This window comes from Acidobacteriota bacterium, assembly GCA_029861955.1.
GTDB lineage: Bacteria > Acidobacteriota > Polarisedimenticolia > Polarisedimenticolales > Polarisedimenticolaceae > JAOTYK01.
In genome coordinates this window covers 1-21,820 of record JAOTYK010000046.1, presented here as the reverse complement: position 1 = coordinate 21,820, position 21,820 = coordinate 1, and the positions used below count along the sequence as shown (strand labels likewise).

The 21,820-nt window shown below is 63.8% G+C and carries 17 protein-coding genes; 12 read left to right on the top strand and 5 right to left on the bottom strand.

Features of this window, described 5'->3' with window-relative positions; all coding sequences use genetic code 11:
• Positions 1–358, top strand: a 358-nt coding sequence (locus tag OES25_15805; protein MDH3629105.1) for a WecB/TagA/CpsF family glycosyltransferase, incomplete at its 5' end; no start/stop codon positions are given.
• A complete protein-coding gene (locus tag OES25_15800; protein MDH3629104.1) occupies positions 352–1,770 on the top strand; it encodes a sugar transferase in 1,419 nt (472 codons plus the stop codon). The genes OES25_15805 and OES25_15800, both read left to right, overlap by 7 nt.
• 12 nt (positions 1,771–1,782) lie before the next feature.
• On the opposite strand, the gene OES25_15795 is transcribed toward OES25_15800, so the two are convergent.
• The gene (locus OES25_15795) at positions 1,783–3,210 is read right to left on the bottom strand and encodes a hypothetical protein (protein MDH3629103.1); all 1,428 of its coding nucleotides are present in this window, start codon (positions 3,208–3,210) and stop codon (positions 1,783–1,785) included.
• Between the two features lie 68 nt (positions 3,211–3,278).
• On the opposite strand from OES25_15795, the gene OES25_15790 reads away from it, so the two are divergent.
• The 8 genes from OES25_15790 (at position 3,279) to OES25_15755 (ending at position 12,327) form a co-directional block, all read left to right on the top strand.
• Positions 3,279–4,511, top strand: a complete 1,233-nt coding sequence (locus OES25_15790) for an outer membrane beta-barrel protein (GenBank protein ID MDH3629102.1) — start codon at positions 3,279–3,281, stop codon at positions 4,509–4,511.
• Positions 4,512–4,568: 57 nt separating this feature from the next.
• Positions 4,569–5,498 carry a polysaccharide export protein gene (locus tag OES25_15785; GenBank protein MDH3629101.1) on the top strand — a complete coding sequence of 310 codons (930 nt, stop codon included), beginning with the start codon at positions 4,569–4,571 and terminating at the stop codon, positions 5,496–5,498.
• Complete coding sequence (locus OES25_15780) at positions 5,498–7,723, top strand: polysaccharide biosynthesis tyrosine autokinase (GenBank protein MDH3629100.1); 2,226 nt, start codon at positions 5,498–5,500, stop codon at positions 7,721–7,723. Before OES25_15785 ends, OES25_15780 begins: the two co-directional genes overlap by 1 nt.
• A 16-nt stretch (positions 7,724–7,739) precedes the next feature.
• A complete protein-coding gene (locus OES25_15775; protein ID MDH3629099.1) occupies positions 7,740–9,161 on the top strand; it encodes an O-antigen ligase family protein in 1,422 nt (473 codons plus the stop codon).
• Positions 9,143–10,276 carry a hypothetical protein gene (locus tag OES25_15770; GenBank protein MDH3629098.1) on the top strand — a complete coding sequence of 378 codons (1,134 nt, stop codon included), beginning with the start codon at positions 9,143–9,145 and terminating at the stop codon, positions 10,274–10,276. Before OES25_15775 ends, OES25_15770 begins: the two co-directional genes overlap by 19 nt.
• 38 nt (positions 10,277–10,314) lie before the next feature.
• Complete coding sequence (locus OES25_15765) at positions 10,315–11,019, top strand: glycosyltransferase family 2 protein (GenBank protein ID MDH3629097.1); 705 nt, start codon at positions 10,315–10,317, stop codon at positions 11,017–11,019.
• A gap of 22 nt (positions 11,020–11,041) precedes the next feature.
• Positions 11,042–11,683, top strand: coding sequence for a carboxypeptidase-like regulatory domain-containing protein (locus OES25_15760; protein MDH3629096.1), 642 nt, complete (start codon positions 11,042–11,044; stop codon positions 11,681–11,683).
• Positions 11,684–11,811: 128 nt separating this feature from the next.
• Positions 11,812–12,327, top strand: a complete 516-nt coding sequence (locus OES25_15755) for a carboxypeptidase-like regulatory domain-containing protein (GenBank protein MDH3629095.1) — start codon at positions 11,812–11,814, stop codon at positions 12,325–12,327.
• Here OES25_15755 and OES25_15750 read toward each other — a convergent pair.
• The 4 genes from OES25_15750 to OES25_15735 are packed head-to-tail and all read right to left on the bottom strand — an operon-like array spanning position 12,324 to position 17,327.
• Positions 12,324–13,448 (bottom strand): hypothetical protein, encoded by a 1,125-nt coding sequence (locus OES25_15750; GenBank protein MDH3629094.1) that lies wholly within the window; start codon positions 13,446–13,448, stop codon positions 12,324–12,326. The genes OES25_15755 and OES25_15750 overlap by 4 nt on opposite strands.
• The gene (locus OES25_15745; GenBank protein ID MDH3629093.1) at positions 13,445–15,463 is read right to left on the bottom strand and encodes a HEAT repeat domain-containing protein; all 2,019 of its coding nucleotides are present in this window, start codon (positions 15,461–15,463) and stop codon (positions 13,445–13,447) included. Before OES25_15745 ends, OES25_15750 begins: the two co-directional genes overlap by 4 nt.
• Complete coding sequence (locus OES25_15740) at positions 15,460–16,953, bottom strand: hypothetical protein (protein MDH3629092.1); 1,494 nt, start codon at positions 16,951–16,953, stop codon at positions 15,460–15,462. The genes OES25_15745 and OES25_15740 overlap by 4 nt, the downstream gene beginning before the upstream one ends.
• Entirely contained in the window at positions 16,950–17,327 is a 378-nt protein-coding gene (locus OES25_15735; protein MDH3629091.1) for a hypothetical protein, read from the bottom strand. Before OES25_15735 ends, OES25_15740 begins: the two co-directional genes overlap by 4 nt.
• Positions 17,328–17,419: 92 nt before the next feature.
• Between OES25_15735 and nrfD the strand changes: the two genes are divergently transcribed.
• A complete protein-coding gene (gene nrfD / locus OES25_15730; protein MDH3629090.1) occupies positions 17,420–18,925 on the top strand; it encodes a polysulfide reductase NrfD in 1,506 nt (501 codons plus the stop codon).
• Between the two features lie 23 nt (positions 18,926–18,948).
• Positions 18,949–21,639: a molybdopterin-dependent oxidoreductase gene (locus tag OES25_15725; GenBank protein ID MDH3629089.1), complete on the top strand. Its 2,691-nt coding sequence runs from the start codon at positions 18,949–18,951 to the stop codon at positions 21,637–21,639.
• Positions 21,640–21,820 lie beyond the last annotated feature (181 nt).

Here is a 21,820-nt window from a genome sequence, read left to right as displayed (position 1 = left end):
CGGGAGCAGCGACGGGTACTTTGACAACGATAACGAAGCGGCGCGTCGAGTCGCCGAATCCGGCGCACGACTCCTGTTCGTCGGGATGCCGAGTCCGCGCAAGGAGCGCTTCCTTCATCAGCAACGGTCGGTCCTCGGCTCGATCTTCTCGATGGGCGTCGGCGGTTCGTTCGATGTGTGGGCAGGGAATGTCCGACGGGCACCTCGCTGGATGCAACGGGTCGGTCTTGAATGGGCCTATCGACTGCTTCAGGAGCCGCGTCGTCTGTGGAAACGGTATCTGATCGGGAATCTCCGCTTCGGCTGGATCGTTCTCGCCTCCCGCTTCAGCGGTCGAATGGAGACCAAGGAATGCTAGGCCAGGAAGCCCGGCAATCAGAATACCTGCAGTCGATCCTCGATGGTCTCCTTCTTTGCCTGGCGTTCTTTCTCGCCTTCGTGACCCGCTCGTACGGCCCGCTCCTTTATCAGGAACGCCCCGAGGTCCTGGACCTGTTTGCGCACATCTGGTTGTTGGCGCTCGCCGTGCCGATGTACTGGGCTCTCGATCGTCGGGTGCGACGCCCGGCACCCGGTGGCACCCGCCCACTGCTGGTGGTGATACGCCGTGTCACGAAGCCGTTTCTTTATCAGGCCCTGTTCCTCGGGACGACGATCTTTCTCCTCCAGGCCAAGAGCTTCTCCCGTGCCGTCTTCTTCATGTTCCTTGGCTACGGCTTGGTCCTCCTGGTCATCGCCCACTGGATCGGGTTTCATGCGGGCCGGCGCAAGAACGCGCGTGCCGACCGCAAACGACACCTTCTGGTCGTCGGTGTCGGGCACGACGCGATGGCCATGCGTCGGCTGCTGGACACCCACCCGGAGTTTCGCCTCCGAGTCGTTGGACACCTGCGTTCCGAGGATGAAGTCGCCGACGAAGGAGCCGTCCCGATCCTCGGGGAACTGGCCGACCTGAAGGCGATCATCGAGACCGAGGTCGTCGACGAGGTGTTGTTCGTCGTTTCCCCGGAGGTGTTTCTTCGTTGCCATCAGGAGATCGCATGGTGCGAGGAGGTCGGCGTCACGGTGCATATCAAGGTGGACTTCGTACGCACGCTGCTCGCTCGGGCCTACCCGACCGAACTGGATGGCATGCCGATGTTGACCTTCGCTTCGACGCCGCGCGATGCGTTCGGCCTACTCCTGAAGCGCTGCATGGACATCGGAATCTCCGCGGCGCTACTGATCGCGATCTCACCCATCATGCTCGCCACGGTAATCCTCGTGAAAACCACCAGCCGTGGTCCCGCGCTCTTCCGTCAGGCACGGCTTGGACTCAATGGCCGAAAGTTCCAGATGCTGAAGTTTCGCTCGATGTACATCGATGCCGAGAATCGCCGAGCGGAGCTGGAGGCGCAGAACGAGATGCAGGGCCCGGTGTTCAAGATCGCCGCCGATCCACGCATCACGCCGATCGGACGATTGATCCGCAAGTTCAGCATCGATGAACTTCCGCAGCTCTGGAACATCCTGCGTGGCGAGATGAGCCTCGTCGGCCCGCGTCCCCCACTCGGGGACGAAGTTCAACTCTACGAGCGCTGGCAGCGTCGACGATTGTCGATGAAGCCGGGGCTGACCTGTCTCTGGCAGGTCAATGGTCGCAACCGGATCCTGTTTGACGACTGGATGAAGCTCGACCTGGAGTACATCGATAATTGGTCGCTTGCGCTCGACCTACGTATCCTGTTGCGGACGATTCCGGCGGTCGTCCTGGCTCGTGGCGCGCGCTAGCCGGCCCACGCGCTAGCGCGTCGCGCGCTCCCGCCAGTAGAGACCGGCCACGACAAACACCGTCGCCGCCTGCAGCGAGCTTCCGTAGAAGTGACTCGCGACCGACTCGACCAGAGAACCGGCGACCAGCAGCAGGACGACCAGCGGCATCCACAGGTCGCGTCCGCTCCGCATCAGGTGTCGAGCCGCAACAACACCGATGATCGACAGCAGGATAAAGAACGCCAGGGCACTGATGACTCCACCCTGCCCCAGAAGCATCGGCCAGTAGGTGTCCGCGATGAAATACGGACTCGCCTGCGACAGACCGTACATTTTGGATAGGCCGTACTGGTGATAGACGTCGCTGTAGTACATGCGAGATGCGTGGGAGCCGAACGACGCCAGGCCGGTGCCCAACGGGAAGTGATCCCACGCGATGCGACCGCTCGTGTAATACAACGCCGATCGCCCCGTCGCAAAAGGGTCGTCGCTACCGTACTCGTCGACGGTTTGCTTGGTCAGCGCGGAGACGTACGGGGCAAGAAGCGTCGATAGCACGATGATCGCCAGCCCGCCCAGCAACACGACTCGCCAGCGTGTCTGTCGTACTCGACTCACGAACAGCGGCAACAACAGAATGACCGCCACCGCGAGCATTGACTTACGACGCCACGTGAGCGTGACACAGAGTGCAGAGAACACAGCTTGCACCAGATGGGCGGGACGCCGATAGGACAGATACGACGCGTAGCTGAAACAGAATGTCGCGACGGCCAACCAGGCGTAACTGCTGGTGCCGATAAACCAACCCTGCGCCGCCCTCAGGCCCATACGCTCTTCGACCCGATCGAGGGAACCCAGGTATTGGTATTGCAGTTCGGGAAACGCGAGAAAGATGAACGCTAGAGACAGAATCGCGGTGAGGATCCAACACAGCCGCCTGACGAGCGGTTCGAGATGGGTCTCGTCCAGGGCAATGCTGGCCCCGATCACGAACAGCAGGAATGGCTTGCAGACCAGCACGAGATCGATGCCGGCCGGCAACCAGTGGCGCCCCTGGATCGCCGTCGAGACGAGCATGGGCAACACGCAGGCGATCATCGTTAACAGGACGTGACGATGGGCCAGGGTCTTCCGGGTCGCGAAACCCAGGAGAGCCACGGCCGCCACTGCGAGGATGATGAACTCATCGGCACGCTTGAATGCCAGCGCGGCGGGCGTGTCCCCGCCGACGAGGATCTGAATCGGGTCCTGCAACAGCAGGTAAGCGCCGAGCATCAGAACCTCGAAGCGCGGCCAGACGGCGCATGCGACACCAACGAGTGCGACCGCCAGCATGGCCGAGGCGAGCAACGGCGATCTTGCTATCGCGAATCCCAGGGGAAGCGCCAACAGCAGAACGGCTGCAGCGAACCAGCGATAGATGTTGCCGGAGCCTGTTAAATCGAGAGAACCCATGCCGCGGTGGATCGTAGCAGACCCCGTGACTTGACGGTCCGAGACCCCCCTCCTAGACTCGTCGAGCAATGAAACGACCCGGCTTATTACTGGTTCTGTTGACCGTCGCGACGGGCTCGCTGTTCGCCGCGGACAAGCTCGAACCGCCGGACCTCGAACGTTATCTTCGCTGGGGTCCGTTCCGGGTACGTCCGGGCATCGAACTGTCCAATCTTGGCTACGACGACAACATCTTCTTTGATAGCGGCGACCGCTCTTCGGATCTGACAGCCACCCTCACGCCCAAACTCGACGGGCTCGTCCTGATCGGATCCTCCGCGTTCCTCACATTCCGCCAGGCGTTTGACTATCGGGCGTACCAGACGTTTACGGACCTCAACTATCTGGACTCGCGAAGCCGCGCCCGGATGACCGTTCCGTTTCGCAACTTCGGCGTGTTCGTCGATGGTGAGCATGCGCGAAGCCACCAACGCCCACAGGACCAGGAAGACCTGCGCCCGCTCCAGATCAGTCAACGACTACGGGGCGGGTTGATCTTCCGGCCCAGTTGGCGCACCGAGGTCGAACTGGGGCTGACGACGGATCGATTCACCCACGAAGACGAGGACGCGATCCTCAACGGGCAGAGTATCTCCGAGCGTCTCGATCGTCGCTCGCACGGCGCCCGTCTCGAGGCAAGCTATCTTGTTGGCGGTCGCAGCAAGATCCTGCTCGAGTCGCTGCAACGGGACATCGAGTTCGACACCGACGCGATCCTTATGGGATCGCCGGTGAACCGTGACACCCGTGAACGGCGCGTGTTGGCAGGAATCGCGCTGGACGAAGGCGGACGACTGTCGGGCACCTTCCTCCTGGGTCTGGGGAGGATCGACGCCAACAGCCCTGAACTCCCGGACCTCAACGAAGTGATCGGCGAGTTCGAGCTCGTCCACCGACTCGGCCGGAGTACGAGGATGACCCTCGAGGGCGAACGGAAGCCCTCGTTCGCCGTTTACGGTGCCAACTCGTACTACCTCGACACGCGGGTCAGTGCGCGTGCGACCCACTACCTCAACCGGCTGTTCGGCATGGAAGCCTACGGACTTTTCGGCAGCCTGACGTTTCCGGAAACCGGTGGCGTGGGTCGCGAGGACGACATCCGACGCTACGAGGCGAGTGTTCTCTTTCGACTCTCGGAGAACGCGCTCGGCCGAGAAGTAGTTTATCGCCTGACCTTTGGCCATTACGAGCGCGACTCATCGGAAGCCGGCTTCGACCAGACTCAGAACACCGTCGGGATCGGCGCCAGGGTCGGATTCTAGAGATCCGTCCGCTATACTGCTTCGCACGCCGGCCCGGCCGGGAAAGGTAATCCCCTGATGCGTTCATCTTCGTTCCGGTTCGTCCTGCTGCTGATGACATCCTGGCTCTGTGTCGTCGCCATGTCGATCGGGATGGCCATGGCCGAAGAGCCACTGGTCCTGCAGGCCCGACCGGTCACCGACGCCGTCCAGGACTCAGGAACGCCGCTGTTCAACTCCGGGATCTCGGACTACCGGGTCGGTCGTCAGGATCTGCTCGAGATCGAGGTCTTCGACGTCGAGGAGCTGACTCAGACCGTCCGTGTGGGTGAGGACGGCTCGATCTCGCTTCCGCTGCTCGGAAGACTGGCCGTGGCCGGTTTGACCAAGAGCGAACTGGAAGACTTGATCGCCGGCCTGCTGGCCGATCGCTACGTGCGGAACCCGCAGGTCACCGTCTTCGTCAAGGAATACGAGTCGAAGAAGATCGCGGTCAGTGGCGCCGTCAAGAAGCCCGGAACCTTCGAGATGCTCGGTCAGAAGACGCTCCTGGAGATGATCTCGATGGCCGGCGGCCTCGACGTCGATCCGGGCAAGCAGATCTTCATCTTTCGCCGGGAACACGGCGGAGAGACGCGTCGCATCGCGATTGAGCTCGAACAGTTGGTCTATCAGGCGGACCCGTCGCTGAACGTACCGCTGGCACCGAACGACATCGTCTATGTCCCCAACCTGCAGACGGTGCGGATCTTCGTCTCCGGCGCCGTCAACACACCCAATCAATATGATGTCCCCCGCGACGAGCCGGTGACGGTTCTGAAGGCGATCACGATTGCCGGCGGGACCACCGAACGTGCGGCGGACAAGCGAGTGCAGGTGATCCGTACAGACGAGGCCGGAAACCGCAGCACGATGCTCATCAACCTGCGTAAGGTCAAGCGTGGTAAGGCCGAAGATCCTCTCCTACAGAAAGACGACATCGTCCTCGTTCCGGAGGCGTATTTCTAATGGAGTCTCTCGGCCACGGCCGTCACCTACTGGACTACTGGTCCGTCATCGTTCGACGACGGTGGGTCGTTTACCTTGCGGTGACCGGAGTGTTCGTGGCCGTCCTGATCGGCAACTTCATGCTGACGCCGCTCTACCGTGCGACCGTCACGCTCCAGATCGAACGACAGAATCCGAACATCCTCACCTTCCGCGAACTCTCGACCGTTGACACCAGCTGGGTCGCCTACTCCGAGTTCTACGAAACGCAATACAAGATCCTTGCGAGTGAACCGGTCGCCCGTCGTGCGGTCGAGCGTCACGGGCTCAACAGCCACCCCGAATTCAAGGCGGCGGCCTCGAAGCCGGGTCTACGGCAACGATTGACATCGTGGATCCCCCGCTTCGGCCGAGGCGACGACGAACCGGTCGACCCGATCGACATCGCGACCACGCAAGTTCAGATCGGCCTCGAGATCAACCCGATTCGAAAGTCGCACCTCGTCCAGGTGAGTTACGTCTCGCCGGACCCCGAGGTCGCAGCGGAAATTTCCAACGCCGTGGCGAGCGCCTACGTGCAGTTCACGATCGACTCGCAGTTCTCCACCACCGGGGAGGCCGAGGAGTTCCTCGTCGAGCAGGTCGCGAATCTCAAGACGGAGATCTCCGCTCTCGAGGAGACCCTGCAGGACTACGGTGAGATCAAGGGGATCATCTCCATCGACGACAGCAGCAACCTGACGATGGCGGCCCTGCAGGATGTCTCCCGACAGAGAACGGACGCGCAGACCCAGTTGGCCCGCGATGAGGCCGCATGGTTGTCCATCCAGGAGGCCGATCCCGAATCGATCGCGGAGGTTCGCAGCTCCGATCTGATCTCCCGGCTGCGGGAGGAGACCGCCGGGTACGAGGCCGAGTTGTCGGAGATCACCGGCCGATTCGGCGAGGAGTGGCCGCAGGTCGAAACACTGACCTCGAAACTCGAGCAGTCCAACCATCGACTTGAACTGGAGACGGGGCGCATCGTCGATCAGATCCGTGCGGCTCGCTTCGGAGCCTTCGAAGAGTCGCGCCAGAGGCTCGCCAGCATCGATGCGCTTCTCGCGAAGCAGGAGACCCGTGCTCAGAAGCTACGACGGGATTCGGTGGAGTTCAGTAATCTCCATGGCGATGTCAAGAAGAAGCGCGAGACGCTCAACGCCCTGATCGGTCGCCAGAATCAGATGGCCCTCTCCTCGCGGCTGAAGGATCTCGACCAGACTTCGACGAACATCCGCGTCATGGAGTCGGCGCGAGCCCCCCGGGAGCCGTTCCGTCCGAACACCAAACTGAACCTGGTCCTCGCTCTGTTCTGCGGTCTGGGCTTTGGCGTCGCCATGGCATTCGTGCTGGACTATTTCGACAACACGATCGGCTCTCCGGCAGAACTCCAGCGGATCATCTCTCGACCGTTGCTTGCGATGATCCCTCATTACGACGGCAGCTATACCGATCAGAAGCCGGTCGCGGCGATCCCCGTCGATCTTGCGGTTCATCTGGATTCGCGCTCGTCGGTCTCGGAGGCCTACCGAGAGCTCCGGACCTCGATTCTTCTCTCGAACCCCGGGCAGCCCCCACGACAGATCATGGTCAGTAGCGCCATGCCGGAAGAGGGCAAGACGGCAACCGCCATCAACCTTGCGATCGTCCTGGCCCAGTTGGGTCGTCGCGTCATCCTGGTGGATACGGATCTTCGGCGCCCGCGACTCCACAAGCCGCTCAACCTCTCCAACGAACGCGGGGTCAGCAACTTCCTCTCCGGGCTGCAGCCTTCCGCGACGGCGGATGTAAGACCGACGCAGATCCCCAACCTGGATCTGCTTCCGAGCGGACCGATACCGCCGAACCCCTCGGAGCTTCTGAACTCGGAGCGATTCAAGGAACTCGGCAACGCGTTGTTGACCGCGGGTTACGACCACATCGTCTTCGACTGTCCGCCGGCGCTCTCGGTCTCGGATCCGGTCATCATCTCCCATTCGATGGATCAGGCGATCCTCGTGGTACGCGCATCGCGAACCCCGAGACAGTCGATGCGTCTTGCCGCCGAACGCTTCGAACAACCCGGGGCGTGTCAGATCGGTGTCGTTCTCAACGATCTGGATCTATCCCTTCACGGCTCTTCGGTCCACGGCTATCGGTACTACGGGCGGTACGACACCAACACAGAGAGCCACGATTCCCCTCGGGCCGACGGAACAGCCGGCTAGCCGCCGGCGCCTCCCCGTGAGCGGCCGATCGTCCCAGCGTGTCGATCCTTCGTTGCGGTTTCTCCAGTGGGGCCTGTGCGCCGTGGTGGTCCTGGCTCCACTCCCCTTCGGTAGCGTCATCCCTGCCGGTCGGCTCGCACTGGAATTGGCGGCCTATGCGTTACTCGTTGTCTGGGGTTTGCGGGGTCGGAGCCTGACCCAAGCGGCACCGGGTCGCGTGCAGATCGTCGGCCTGTTTCTGCTACTCGGTCTCGCCACGCTTCAGATCGTCTCGGTCGGGAGTACGATCGTCGGGTGGATCGCACCACGGACGGCGTCGGTTCGGGTGGCGGCTCAACCTCCGGCCGAGATAGCCATGGCCGAGACGAAGGCGCTCGGTGTCGATGCCCTCCAGACGACTCAACCCACAACGCTGTCCATGGATCCGGCCGCGACCGCGTCGGCATTGCGGACCGGTGGCGCGTATGCAGCGCTCTGGTGTGTCGCCTTGACCGTGGGAGCCACGTTGGGGTTTCGCCGCATCGCCCTGGCATTCCTGCTCTCCGCCGCCGCGCAGAGTGTGTATGGAATTGTGGTGCTTGCTTCGGGGATCGATCGGATCTGGAACGTCCCGAAGCGGGCTTACCTCGACGCCGCAACCGGTACCTTCGTCAACAAGAATCACTTCGCCGGCTACCTCACGATCGCACTCACCTGCGCCGTCGGTTGGTTCTTGCGCGACCTCCTGAAACGTCGTCGACGGGGGCCCGGGATCAGCGGCTTCCTCGGGCGAGGCGGAAGCCGACACCTCTGGTATGGACTGCTGGTGGCACTCGGGGGTTGCGGTCTGATGCTGTCGATGTCGCGAGCGGGCATCGCGGTGACGCTTCCGGCGTTGACCTGGGTGGTGTGGCGGGCGTATCGAGAGAGCGGCAGGCGTCGAATCTGGATCGGGGTCGTGGCGTTCTTGCTGGTGGTCGGTTTCGTGTTCGTCCCGCTGGGGTCGGCGCGGCTGATCGATCGCTACGCAGAGTCGGACGAGATCTTCGCTCACGACGGAGGTCGCCTGCAGGTCTGGAGCGATTCGCTGACGATGGCAGGAGAGTTGCCCTGGACCGGGAGCGGGTTCGGCACGTTTGCGACGGCGTTCCCGCTGTTCCGCTCACCCGAGGTGCGTCTGTTCTATATCCATGCACACAACGATTACGTGCAGGCCCTCGCCGAGGGCGGGCTTCTGGGTCTCCTGGGGTTCCTCCTCTTTCTGGGCCCACTGTTCCTGGCGGCCTACGATGGACTCTCCGGCCGCCACGGCTTGCTTGCCTGCGGCGCGGCGGCCGGCGTTCTGGCGGCGGCGGCCCACGCCATCGTCGATTTCAATTTTCATATTCCTGCCAACGCTGCGGCGGTCGCCGTCGTCGCCGGGGCGCTTCAGGGTTTGCGATGCAAGAACCGCAGCTGACGCTCATCGACGAGCGGAGTGAGGCCGGTCGCCCTGATGGCCGCGGTCCCCTGTGGATCGCGCTGACCCTCCTCGCCACCGCGGCGCTCGCGACAATCTTCGGTGCGGACATCGCAAGGCAGACAGTCGACACCCGCGAACAAGCCGAGAAGATCGGCCGGCTTTCGCTGACGGAGGGTAGCCGTTCGCCGGCCACGCAGGCCGCGCTCCGGGAGTTTCGCGAAACGCTGGTCGAGCGTCCGCTGGACTCTCGTCGTCGCGCCCAGTATGGCGCCCTGTTGCTTGACCTCGGACGGGATGCGACCGACGCACGGGCCGCAGCGTTCCATGCACGACAGGCGGTCGCCCTGGCCCCGGTCACCGTGCCGACGCTCCGCATCGCCGCGCGCACCCTGGTTCGGACGGGCGACCGCGACACGAGCGTGACACTGGTCCGTCGCATGTTTCAGTTCGACGCCCCGGCCGCGGCGCGACTCCTGCTGGAGATCGAACCCTGGCTCTACGCAGGCGAACTGGACGACGCGCTTCCGGATGATCCCGAAGCCTGGCTCGCCTGGTACGGACGCCTGCGCCGGGAGGGCCGCAGCAAGAGTTCCCTCCCGGTGATGGCGCAGCTTCGCCGGCGCTGGCCGGATTTCCTCGCGGCTCGCGTCGCGGAGGCCCTCCAGGTCAATCGTGCGGGAGACGATCTCACGCTCCGACGGTTGCTCCCGGCCGACGAACGACTCCCCGAGACACGTGCCGCCGCCCCGTTACATGCACTGCGCGGACGGATCGAGGCGACTTTGGGCGATCCGATCGCCGCCCGCCGAGACCTGCAGTCGGCGGACCGACTGGATGGCGACAGCCTGTTCGTTCTGCGTATTCGCGGCGACGGACTGCTGGCCCTCGACGATCGCGACGGCGCCCGAGACGCTTGGCTCGGGGCACTGTTCGGACATCCGGATGCGTTACCGAATCGCCGCGTAGAGATTCTCAAACGACTCGCACAACTGGAAGAGCGTGAAGGTCGCTCGGGCGTCGCCTTACGACACTGGCGCAGCATCCGCTCTCTCGATCCTGAGGATCGTGAGTCGGCAACGGCCTTGAAGCGACTGACCGGAGCATCGGAATAGTCGCGTGGTAACCTTCTAGATCTGTTCGGGAGTGTCGGATGCCTCTTCTCAGTATTGTGATTCCCGCCTACAACGAGGTTGCGACGATCCGTGCGTTGATCGAACGAGTTCTCGCCGCCCCGCTTCCCGAGGGCGTCGATCGCGAGTTGATCGTCGTCGACGATGCGTCCGACGACGGAACCGCATCCGTCCTGGATGAGTTCGACGAACACCCGCAGGTCCGTCAGTTCCGTCAGGAGACAAACCGCGGCAAGGGTGCCGCGCTGCGGCGTGGATTCGCGGAGGCTCGCGGAGACTTTACCGTCATCCAGGACGCCGACCTCGAATACAACCCGAAGGAGTACGTCCGTCTTCTGGAGCCGGTCCTTGAAGATCGTGCCGACGTTGTCTACGGTTCGCGGTTCTCCGGCGGAGACGCTCACCGCGTCCTGTTCTTCTGGCACTACGTCGGCAACCGTTTCTTGACGTTGCTCTCCAACGCGGTGACCAATCTGAACCTCAGCGACATGGAGACCTGCTACAAGCTCTTTCGAACGGACTTGCTGCGTCAGATTCAGCTCGAGGAAAACCGCTTCGGGTTCGAACCCGAGGTCACCGCCAAGATTTCCCGGCTGAACGTTCGATTCTATGAAGTCGGCATCTCCTATTCCGGGCGCACCTACGCAGAGGGCAAGAAGATCAACTGGCGAGACGGGATGGCCGCTCTCTGGTGTATCTTCAAATATGGCCTCCTGCGCCAGTAAACCTGCCACCTCGGTGGGGCGCTTGCGCCGAAAAACAACCGAACCTACATTGGATGCGGAGACCTGGGGTCTCTTTCATCGTGAGGGTTATCTGATGCATCGCTCTAAACGATTACGATCTTGTAGCCTGGCCTCGTTATTGGTCGTCTGTCTGGTCGGAATGCCGGTCACGCTGGCCGCCGATACCGACGGGACCCAGTCGACCGCCGATCTGTCGACGATCAAGGGCAAGCTGATGGCGTCCGATGGGTCTCCCCTGGTCGGGGCCACGGTGAAACTGTTCCATCTGTCGACGGAGCAGACCTTCGAGGCCACCAGCCGTGGAAACGGCAGCTTCGAGGCAGCCGGCCTGCCCTACGGCTACTTCGATATCGCCATCGAGAGCGGCAGCGAGTTCTTCGTGACCAATTCGGTCGTCAACCTTCCCCCGTCGGACACGCTTAACGTCGACCTGAAGCTGGCATCGCCCGGCACCCTGGCACCCGACCGCAGCTTCCCGGGTGTCGACAAGGCCGCCACGGGCACGGCCATCGTCTCGGGCAACGTGACGGCCACCAATTTCTGGACCTCGCCCAAGGGGATCGCGGTGTTGGCCGGCGGCGGTGGAGCGCTCCTGCTCCTGGTCTCCGGCGGCAGCAGCAGCGCCTCCGCCTCGACCCCTTAAATCCGCCGTTCTCGGCGATCGAGCCCCCCTGCGGCCCGAATCACCTTAGCCGCGTGCGGTCTGTCTTGACAGCGGTCCTCGCCCTCCGTAAAAATGGCACCTCATTGTCAACACGGAGGCCTCGCACAATGTCGTTCGCAGCGGTCCGCAAACTCACTGCCTTACTCTTGACGGTCTGCGTCGCGACGTTTGTCGCTGGATCTCCGCTGCTGGCGGCGGACCTTGACGCCGCCACCGGCCGACTCTCCGGAAAGGTCGTCCAGAGCGACGGAGTGACGCCTCACACCGGCGCCGTGATCGTTCTCGTCGACACGGTCTCCGAACAGACCTTCGCGTCGGAGCCCACGGATGACACGGGCGTGTTTCGTATCGAAGGCGCGCCGGCCGGCGACTACGCACTGATCGCTGAAACCGATGGCGGGGCATTCCTCGCATCGGACAACATGGCCATCGGCGCGGGCGACAACCAACCCGTCGCCCTGACGCTGAACGACAAGCTACCGACGCAGGTCCTGGCGCCCGGGCAGGCGACCACGGGCGGCATGGCCACATGGGCCAAGTGGCTGATCGCCGGCGGCATCGGCGTGGCAGCGTTGGTGCTGATGGATGAGTCAAACTCGGAAGCGGCACCGAGCCTCTTCTAATCTCGAGCCTGAGCCACTCTTTGTTGTAGCGCGAGAAGTTCGCTGGTGGACGCGGGTCGCCAGCGTTCCTGTCGTACCTTGCGCTCAATCGCCTCCCGTCGATAGCGGATGCTGGTCACGTGTCTCCCCTGCGGGCTAAAGACATGGGCGCGTCCGCGCTCGCCAAGTATGATCTGTGTCCCCTGTCCCTCGTCGACGAAGGCGTCCTCGGTCTTCGCGATCGAGAGATCGTCGAGCGCCTTGCGAGTCGGACGCTCCCGCGAACTGTGGCGATGCTCCGCGTGTCGTGTCCGGCCTTGACGTGAACGACGATCCCGCTGGAGACGTCGCGACAACCCAGTGAGGATTCCGGCTATCCGTTGATCGAATCCCGGCTGTTGTGAGCCTCGCAGCGTCTGCAGGGCCGACTGGGCCCAACGAATCGAGTTGTGCCACGGAAGCGCCTGCTGCCGCTCCCACAGCATCTCGACCGGCTCACCCTCGGGGGTACGGGCGATGAGATTCAGAACCAGTCGGCCGGCACCCCGTCGACTGCGAAACCCCGCAATCTGGCAGGTCAATGCCAGCACCGAGCGACCACCGTTGCCGGATGGGACGACGTCGTAGAACCCGGCGAGGACCTGCCCGAACAAGCGAAACGGAGCGCGGCGAAAGGTCGAAGGCAGGTGACGGTTGAGCTGCTGCTCGTCCTGGACCCAGGTGATGAAGGCCGACTCGCGCCCGAACAGACGATCGGTCTCCGCGTGACGACGCTCCAGACAGAATCTGGAGAACTCCGTCCAACGGGGCTGACCGGTGACGTCGTAACTCTCGAGGATGTGACGGGCGTCCGGAGGCGTGGCGTGTTCGCAGACGGTTCCGTCGCAGGCGTAACAGTATGCGTATCCCGGCCGGAGCGCGCTCCGCTGGGCGATGAGTTCCTCGAGAGCGGCGTCTACCGCCTCGGTGAGCGCGTCGCCGAACACGACGGGATCCTGCTCCGCGGGTTTGAGGGGCCAGCGGATCTGAAGATCGATAGAGTCCGCCATCCCCTCGATCAGGTAGCCACCGCTTCTCAGCCGCGAGCGATCACGGATCAACCGCGACAGGGCATCGTGGATCTTCCGCGTGTCGTCACTCATCTCCGTGGGCCTCGTGGTCCGTCGCTCACCCTGGCTCGTCGGATACGATCGCCGACCTGCAACCGATCGACGACCTCCATCCCGACGTCGACCTGGGCAAAGATGGTGTAGTTGCCGTCCAGGTGCGGCGTCGGAACGTGGGTGATGAATAGCTGGCAGCCTCCGGTGTCCTTGCCGGCCTTCGGCATGCCAACGGTCCCACGCCGGAAACGCACCCGGGAGATCTCATCCCTCAGCGAGTAGCCCGGGCTGCCCCAACCATCCCCCCGGGGATCTCCGCCCTGCACGACGAAATTGCTGACGACTCGATGCCAGATCAGCCCGTCGTAAAAACCGCGTTCGACCAACTCGACAAAATGCGCGACATGGATCGGTGCCGCATCCGGAAGGGTCTGCATCTCGATCACGCCGCGATCGGTCTCCAGCCGAACCCGCGGCGGCGAGCGGAAGGTCTGCCCTATCCACGGCGACGGCGTAGCCGTCTCGAGACTGCCCGACGGTGTCGGCGGCTCTACACCCAGTCGACGCAGCGCACCCGCGGACGCCGCTCGCACCGAAGACGCCGTGTCGTTGCTTGCGGCGTCACGCAGGATCACAGCCGCTGCCGGGTCGTCGCTGGTTGCCAGGGCCGCGATGACCGCCTCCCGGACCTCGACCCAGTCGTCGCCGGGAGACCGTCGGAGCACGTCCCCCAGGAGCTCGACGCGCTGTTCGTTCTCGATGGACGTCAGCAGCGTCACGCCGGTGGCGCGGATGGCCAGATCGTCGTCGTTCAGCGCCCGCACGATATGCGGCATGATCCCATCCAGCCCGGAGAGCGCGGACAGCGCCGCGGTCCGGACACGCGTTTCGGGATCGGCGAGGACCGATTCGAGATGCTGCACTCGATCCGACTCCCACGAGCCGGCCGCGGCGGCCGCCGCGGCGCGAACCTGCCATGTCGGATCCGCGATCCACGTCTCCCATTCCGCCGGTGGGGTCGTCTCCGAATGTTGGATCAAGCTTGCCACCGCTGCGGCACGTACCTCCGCCGAAGGGTCGAGCAGAAGTCCCGTCAGCGCCGGCAGGACGCTTTCTTGACCCGCCCCTGCGGCGGCGTTGGCCCACCCGCGACGCACATGAAACGATGTGTCCCCGGCGAGACCGACCGGGATCGCAGCCGCTTCACCCAGGCGGGCGAGTGCCGCCATCGCTTCGACTCGAACCGATGGCTCGGCGTCGCCACAGGCATCGCCCAACACGGAGAGGACGGTGCTCGATGCCGGTGCCGGGATTCGGCCCAGACCTCGAACAAGCCAGAGTCGTACGAGCGTGTCGTCATCTTGCAGTACCGCTGCGATCGATCCGCCGAGGAGATCGACAACACGCGGCTCCCCGTATCGCGAGACCGCATGGGCCGTCTGACGACGCACCTCGACATCGGGATCGCGCAAACTCAGCGCCAGCGAACGAACGGTGATGTCGCTCCACTCCGGAGGCACATCGCTCTGCCCACGCCACGTCGGAACGAACCGGAAACGGAAGAGCGCGTCAACGGTCTCGGCCCGGATGGCCGCAGACGGATCCTCCAACAGCGACAGGAGGATCTGTTCGGCATTCTCGGGCGCAAGTTTTCCGAGGGCCTCGATAGCGGCGACACGCTCATCGAGAGATCGACCTTCGACGGGGCCAACCCGTCGACCGAGAGTCTCGACCGCCGTCGCATCCACGACCGCGCCACGGGCAAGCCCGAGCTGGCCGATGGCGAACAGAGCCGACTGGCGGACCGTGGATTCGTCGTCGTCGAGGCCCCTCAGCAATCGCTCCAACCCGGCAGGATCCTGGATCCGTCCAAGTGCACGATAAACCCGCTCTCGAACCGTCGGGGACTCATCGGCGGACGTCACCGTCAGCGCCGGAGCATCGACATCCCGACGATCCTCCGCATCGCGAATCGCGGCCAGTCGATTGTCTTCTACGCGACTGTCACCGCAACCCACGAGCGACATCAGAAACAGGGCTAGAAAGAACCTCATGACCGTGAGGATACCAGCCCCGAGGCGGCCCGAGGGGTCCGGACGCCGGTGACGACGATCAGCACGAGCATCGACGCGGCCATCGCGATGGCCGCGGGCATGACACCCGGCGCGAGCGGTGGCACCCAACCCGGGAACACGGTCTGGCGGTTCAACAGTTCCAACCCAAGATGGACCGACAGGCCGGTGGCGATCGATGCCGACACGGCACGTCCCTCGACGCGTCGCCAGTGAAAACCGATCGCCATCACCGGCATGAGGGCCGCCGCGAAGGTGCCAAACGCGAACGCACCGAGGATCGCGATCAGATCTCCAAACCAGATCGCGAAGGCGGCGGCAACCAGTCCGACAACGGGAAGCAACCACCGAACGGCGCGCATCTCATTGGACACGGGTCGCCTGAAACTCCGGGGAAGATCCCGGACCAGCGCCGTCGCCGCCAGATGCAGGAAGGTATCGGCCGTCGACATGATCGCCGCGAGGATCCCCGCCACCGCCAGACCGCCGAGCAAGGTGGGAGTCTGCTGGCGAAGGAACTCGGGCGAGGCATGATCTACGGGCGAGGGTGCCGTCATCGCCCCCTGCGCCACCAACGCCGGCACGGCCAGTCCGATACCAAACCAGATCAGAAGACAGATCGCCTGACTGCCCCCGAGGATCACGGGCATGAACCGCAGCTGGACCTCGTCCCGAACCATGAAGAACTTGTGCAGCATCTGGGGCTGTCCCAGGACACCCACGCCGAAGACCATGAAGAACCCCAGCATCAGCATCGCTCGGCCACCGAGACGGGGGTCAACGAACGACTCTCCGAACTCGGCCGCTACCGCTAGCGTCTCGCCGATGCGGACGACACCTCCCGGTGCGCGAATGGCAAGCAGGCCCAGAAGCAACGCGACGGTGAGCATCCACAAACCCTGGAAGAGGTCCGTGTAGACGCCGGCCACCATCCCGCCACCGACCGAATACGCGACGATGATGGCGAGCCCGATCAACATCACGGGGAGCGGCGAGTCCAATCCGAGCAACCCGGTTCCAAGGATGCCGAGGGCCCGGATCTGTAGACCCAGGTAGGCGATCGACCCTGCCGCCACGGCAAGGGCCGCCAGCCGGGTCGCGGGGGGATGATCGAACCGCACGGCGATCGCGTCGGGGATCGTGAAGATCTCATGCCGCCCGGCGAGTCGTCGCAGCTGACGCCCCGAAACCCAACACAACAGACCCGCCGTAAAGCCGAGTGGGAGCGAGATCCACATCGAGGCGAGTCCGATGCGATAGGTCAGCCCCGGTCCTCCCAGGAAGACAAACCCACTGAACGCCGTCGACATCGTCGAGAGCGCGACGACCCACAAGCCCACCCGACGGCCGGCGACGAAGAAGTCCCGTGGGCTCCGCACACGGCGGACACTGACCCAGGCGATCAACACCAGGACGGCACCGTAGACGATCAGCGCCATGGCGATCGCCGTGTTGATCGACGGCCCGCTCACGGGAGTGGCTCCCCTTCCTCGTCGTCCTCACCGAAGCGGGCGATCGCACCCCAGACCGTCAACAGGAACGGGACGACCCCCAACGCCAACGCCATGAATACTGTGGCCAGCGGCCAGCCGAACAGTCTTGGACCGACGGGAAACCAGTGCCAGATGGTCACGCCCAGCACGAGACAGAGGACCAGCGCCTCCGGCAGAAGACCTGCACGGCCCCGGCGCGAAGGTGGAACCGCGACCCCCAGGATCGCCCCCGGCAGGAGCATCGTCCCCACCGCGACGAGCCAGCCACCGAGATCGTTTCCGAGAAGCAGGCCAACCAGGGAGAGCGAGGCTCCCAGCGCGACAATCCGGATCCAGCTCTTGGTCGACAGCATCCATCGATTATCTCCCATTTTCAGTCAACATCGGAACCGGACGCGACCTCCGTATCTGGTACGATCCCAGCGCGTTTTCACCGGAGGGGCTCGTGCAACTCGGCTTCGTCATCGATCACGGTCGCTGCATTGGGTGTCATGCCTGCACGGTGGCCTGTAAGGCGGAAAACGATGTTCCGGTAGGCAGCTTCCGCACGTGGGTCAAGTACACGGAACGCGGCAACTTTCCCGACGTGAGACGCTCATTCGGGGTGCTCCGCTGCAACCAGTGCACGGACGCACCTTGTGTTGAGATCTGTCCCGTTCACGCACTGGACAAGCGCGACGACGGCATCGTCGACATCGACCCGCAACGCTGCATCGGCTGCAAGAGTTGCATGCAGGGTTGCCCCTACGACGCGTTGTACATCAATGACGACCACGGGGTCGCAGAGAAGTGTCACTTCTGCGCCCACCGCACAGAGAGGGGCCTGGCTCCCGCGTGTGCCGTCGTTTGCCCGACCGAGGCGATCATCCCCGGGGATTTTCACGATCCCGAAAGCGTCGTCTCGACGATGAGACGCGAAGGGACGTTGACGGCAAGAAAGCTGGAAGCCGGTACCGGACCCAACGTCTGGTATCGCGAGGCGACCGAAGATGTCATCGATCCTTCATTGCCTGACGCCTCGCGACCCTTCCTCTGGTCGAACCGCCTCCCCGGCATCGACATGGAGTCCCGTGAGTTCGACGCCATGGAGCGGCGCGCGGAATCGCGGACCGTCTACGACGTCGATCACAAGCCGCTCTGGGGACGCAAAGTCTCGGCCTACATGCTGACGAAGTCCATCGCCGCCGGCGTCGTCCTGACGGCGCTACCGTTTCTGGCGGTTGTGGGACGTGTCGCGTCGATCCTCGCGCTGCTCTTTCTGGCGCTGACGACGGTCCTGCTGGTCGCGGACCTGAAACGGCCGGAGCGCTTCCTCTATATCTTGCGTTACCCGAACTGGCGTTCGTGGTTGACTCGCGGTGCGGTCGTCCTGATGGGGTTCGGCATGCTGACGACCGTCTGGGGAGCGGGATCGTTCCTGGGTTTCGAATGGTCGCCGGTGACCCTCACGATCCTGACGATCGCCCTGGCGTTGAGCGCCGTCCTCACCGCCGGCTATACCGCGTTCCTCTTTGGTCAGGCCCGCGGACGCCCCCTGTGGATGCGGCGCGGCCTGTTCGTGGAGTTGATCGTCCACGCCGTTCTTGCCGGCGCCAGTCTCTGGATTCTGTTGGAAGCGGTCGGGATGTACGACACCGGGGGTGGAAGGTTACTCCGTTGGGTGGCGATGGCCGCACTGGGCGCAAGGCTGGCGGCGCTGCCTCTGGAACATCTCCAGGCGCCTGCAAAGCGTGAAGCCGAGTACCGGCGAGTCCTGAGCCTCCTGCTCCGCGGGCCGCTGGCCCGTCGACGTTGGATCGGCAGCGTCGTCGTCGGCACGGCGATCCCGCTGCTCTGTTTGTTGACTTCCACACCCTGGCTCTGGGGGCTCGCGGGACTCCTGGCGCTCGTCGGCCTGTGGTTTGAAGAAGACACGTTCGTCCAGGCCGGTCAGGCGCTACCCATCAGCTAGAGGATTCGAGGAGAATCGGTCACATGTCGTCACGTCGCCAGAGTCCATGGGAGCTCGCGGTCGGTCCGTCGCCGGAGGATTGGGACGACTGGACCGAATTCGATTCCGGCGCATGGCCCGAACGGGTCGAGCGACACTACCGTTGCATTCCCACGATCTGCTTCAACTGTGAGTCGGCCTGCGGGCTGTTGGCGTTCGTCGACCGCGAGAGCGGCGAGATCCGCAAGTTCGAGGGCAACCCGGCCCACCCGGGTAGTCGTGGGCGGACCTGCGCCAAGGGACCCGCCACGCTGAACCAGATCAACGACACGGAACGGATCTTGACGCCGATGAAACGGGTCGGGCCTCGCGGCTCGGGCCAGTTCGAACCGGCAAGCTGGGACGAGGCACTGGACGACATCGGCGGACGAATCCGCAAGGCGCTGGACGAGGGACGTAACGACGAGGTGATGTACCACGTCGGCCGACCGGGCGAGGACCACTTCGTCCAGCGGCTGCTGATGGCGTGGGGGGTCGACGGATTCAACACCCATACCAACGTCTGTAGCGCCGGTGCACGAACCGGGTTTGCACTGTGGCAGGGTGCCGACCGCCCGTCACCGGACTACTCGCAGGCGAAGTTCGCGCTCCTGCTCTCCGCCCATCTCGAGACGGGTCACTACTTCAACCCCCACGCACAACGGATCATCGACGCAAAGTCCAGCGGCATGCGCGTGGCGGTGATCGATACGCGTCTCTCCAACACCTCGACCCATGCGGACCATTGGATTTCCAGTTGGCCCGGTAGCGAGGGAGCCCTGCTGCTCGGGGTGGCCCATCGACTCCTGGCCACCGATCGAATCGATCGCAAGTTCATCGAGCGGTGGACGAACTGGCAGGACTTCCTCACGGCTCTCGACCCCGAGGGGCCCGGCGGATTCGAGCGGTTCCTGGAGCTGCTCGAGCAGCGGTATGCCCGCTTCACCCCGAAGTACGTCGCCTCAGAGTGTCGTATCCCCGAAGAGACCGTCGACATCCTCGCCGACGAGATCGCCGCAGCCGGCAGCCAGTTCTGCTCCCACCTCTGGCGAAACGCCGCCAGCGGGAACCTCGGTGGCTGGCAGATTGCCCGTGCGCTGCTTCTCCTGCACGTCCTTTCCGGGAGCGTTGGAACTCCGGGAGGACTCAATCCCAACAGTTGGGACAAGTTCGTTCCAAAGCCGACGGAGAACCCGGCTTCGATGAATCGCTGGAACGACCTTATCTGGCCGCGAGAGTACCCGCTGGCCCACTACGAGATGAGCTTTCTGCTTCCTCATCTACAGAAACAACAGGACAAACGGATCGACACTTATTTCACCCGCGTCTACAACCCGGTCTGGACCAACCCGGACGGCTGTAGCTGGGTCGAGATGCTCGAGGACGAGAATCGCGTCGGTTGTCACGTGGCCCTGACCCCCATCTGGAGCGAGTCGGCGCAGTGGGCCGACTGGGTGCTCCCGATGGGCCTGGCCCCGGAGCGTCACGACCTGATGAGCCAGGAGACCCACGCCGGAACCTGGATCGGTTTCCGCCAACCGGTCCTTCGCCAGTTTCATCGGCTCGAGGGACGTGGATCGTCCCAATCTCACGAGACCAATCCCGGAGAGGTCTGGGAGGAGATCGAGTTCTGGATCGCGCTGACCTTCCGCATCGATCCCGACGGTTCCCGTGGTATCCGCCGCTGGTACGAATCGAAGAAGAACCCCGGCGAGCCGATCAGCGTCGAGGAGTACTTCTCCGACATCTTCGAAAACCAGGTCCCGGGACTTCCCGAAGCTGCCGGCAGCGAAGGGCGAACGCCCCTCGAGTTCATGCAGCGCTATGGAGCGTACGAGGTTCCCTACGGTGGTCAGCAACGTTACGAGGCGCTGCGCGACGGGCAGGGCGACGAGAAGGTCGGCTTCAAGACGCCGACGGGAAAACTGGAAATCTACTCCTCGACACTTGCCGATTGGGGGCACACGGACCAGGCCGTGCCGGACTACATCCGCTCCCACGTTCACTGGCGCGAGCTGGATGAGACGAAAGGTGAAATGGTTCTCCTACCGACGTTTCGCCTGCCGACCCTGATCCACACCCGATCGGGCAACGCCAAGTGGCTTCAGGAGATCTCCCACACCAACCCCCTCTGGGTCCACCCGAACGACGCGGAACGGATGGGACTCCGCGACGGCGCGTTGGCCAGGGTCACGACGAGGATCGGCTATTTCGTCTTGCGGGCCTGGGTCACCGAGGGCATCCACCCGGGCATCGTCGCCTGTTCGCATCATGTGGGCCGCTGGAGGATGCATGCCGACTCGGGGGGGGCGCGGCAGTCATCGGCTCGCGTCGAGATCGAACGACGAGACGGGACCTTCATGTTCCGTCAGCGTCACGGCGTGCAGGCGTTCGAGTCCAGCGACGACGATACGGGCCGCATCTGGTGGGACGAAGTCGGGGTCAATCAGAACCTGACCTTCGCCGTCCAACCCGATCCCATCAGCGGAATGCACTGCTGGCATCAGAAGGTCACGGTCGAACGCGGCTACGCGGGGGACGCCTATGGAGACGTCTTCGTCGATACGAATCGATCTCGTGTGGTGTTCGAGGAATGGCTGGCCACCACCCGACCGGCACCGGGACCGGGTGGACTGCGGCGTCCGTTGTGGTTAAATCGTTCACTACACCCCGAGGCCGAGGCCTATCGCCTCTAGGAGTGAAGCGGTCATGTCACACGGATACGACCCCGAGACAATCGAGCCGCGCTGGCAAGCACAGTGGCGCGAACAGCGGATCTTCAAGGCCTACAATCCCGGCGAGGTGGGCTTCGACCCGAATCGACCGAAGTACTACGTTCTGGACATGTTCCCCTACCCGTCGGGCTCGGGGCTGCAT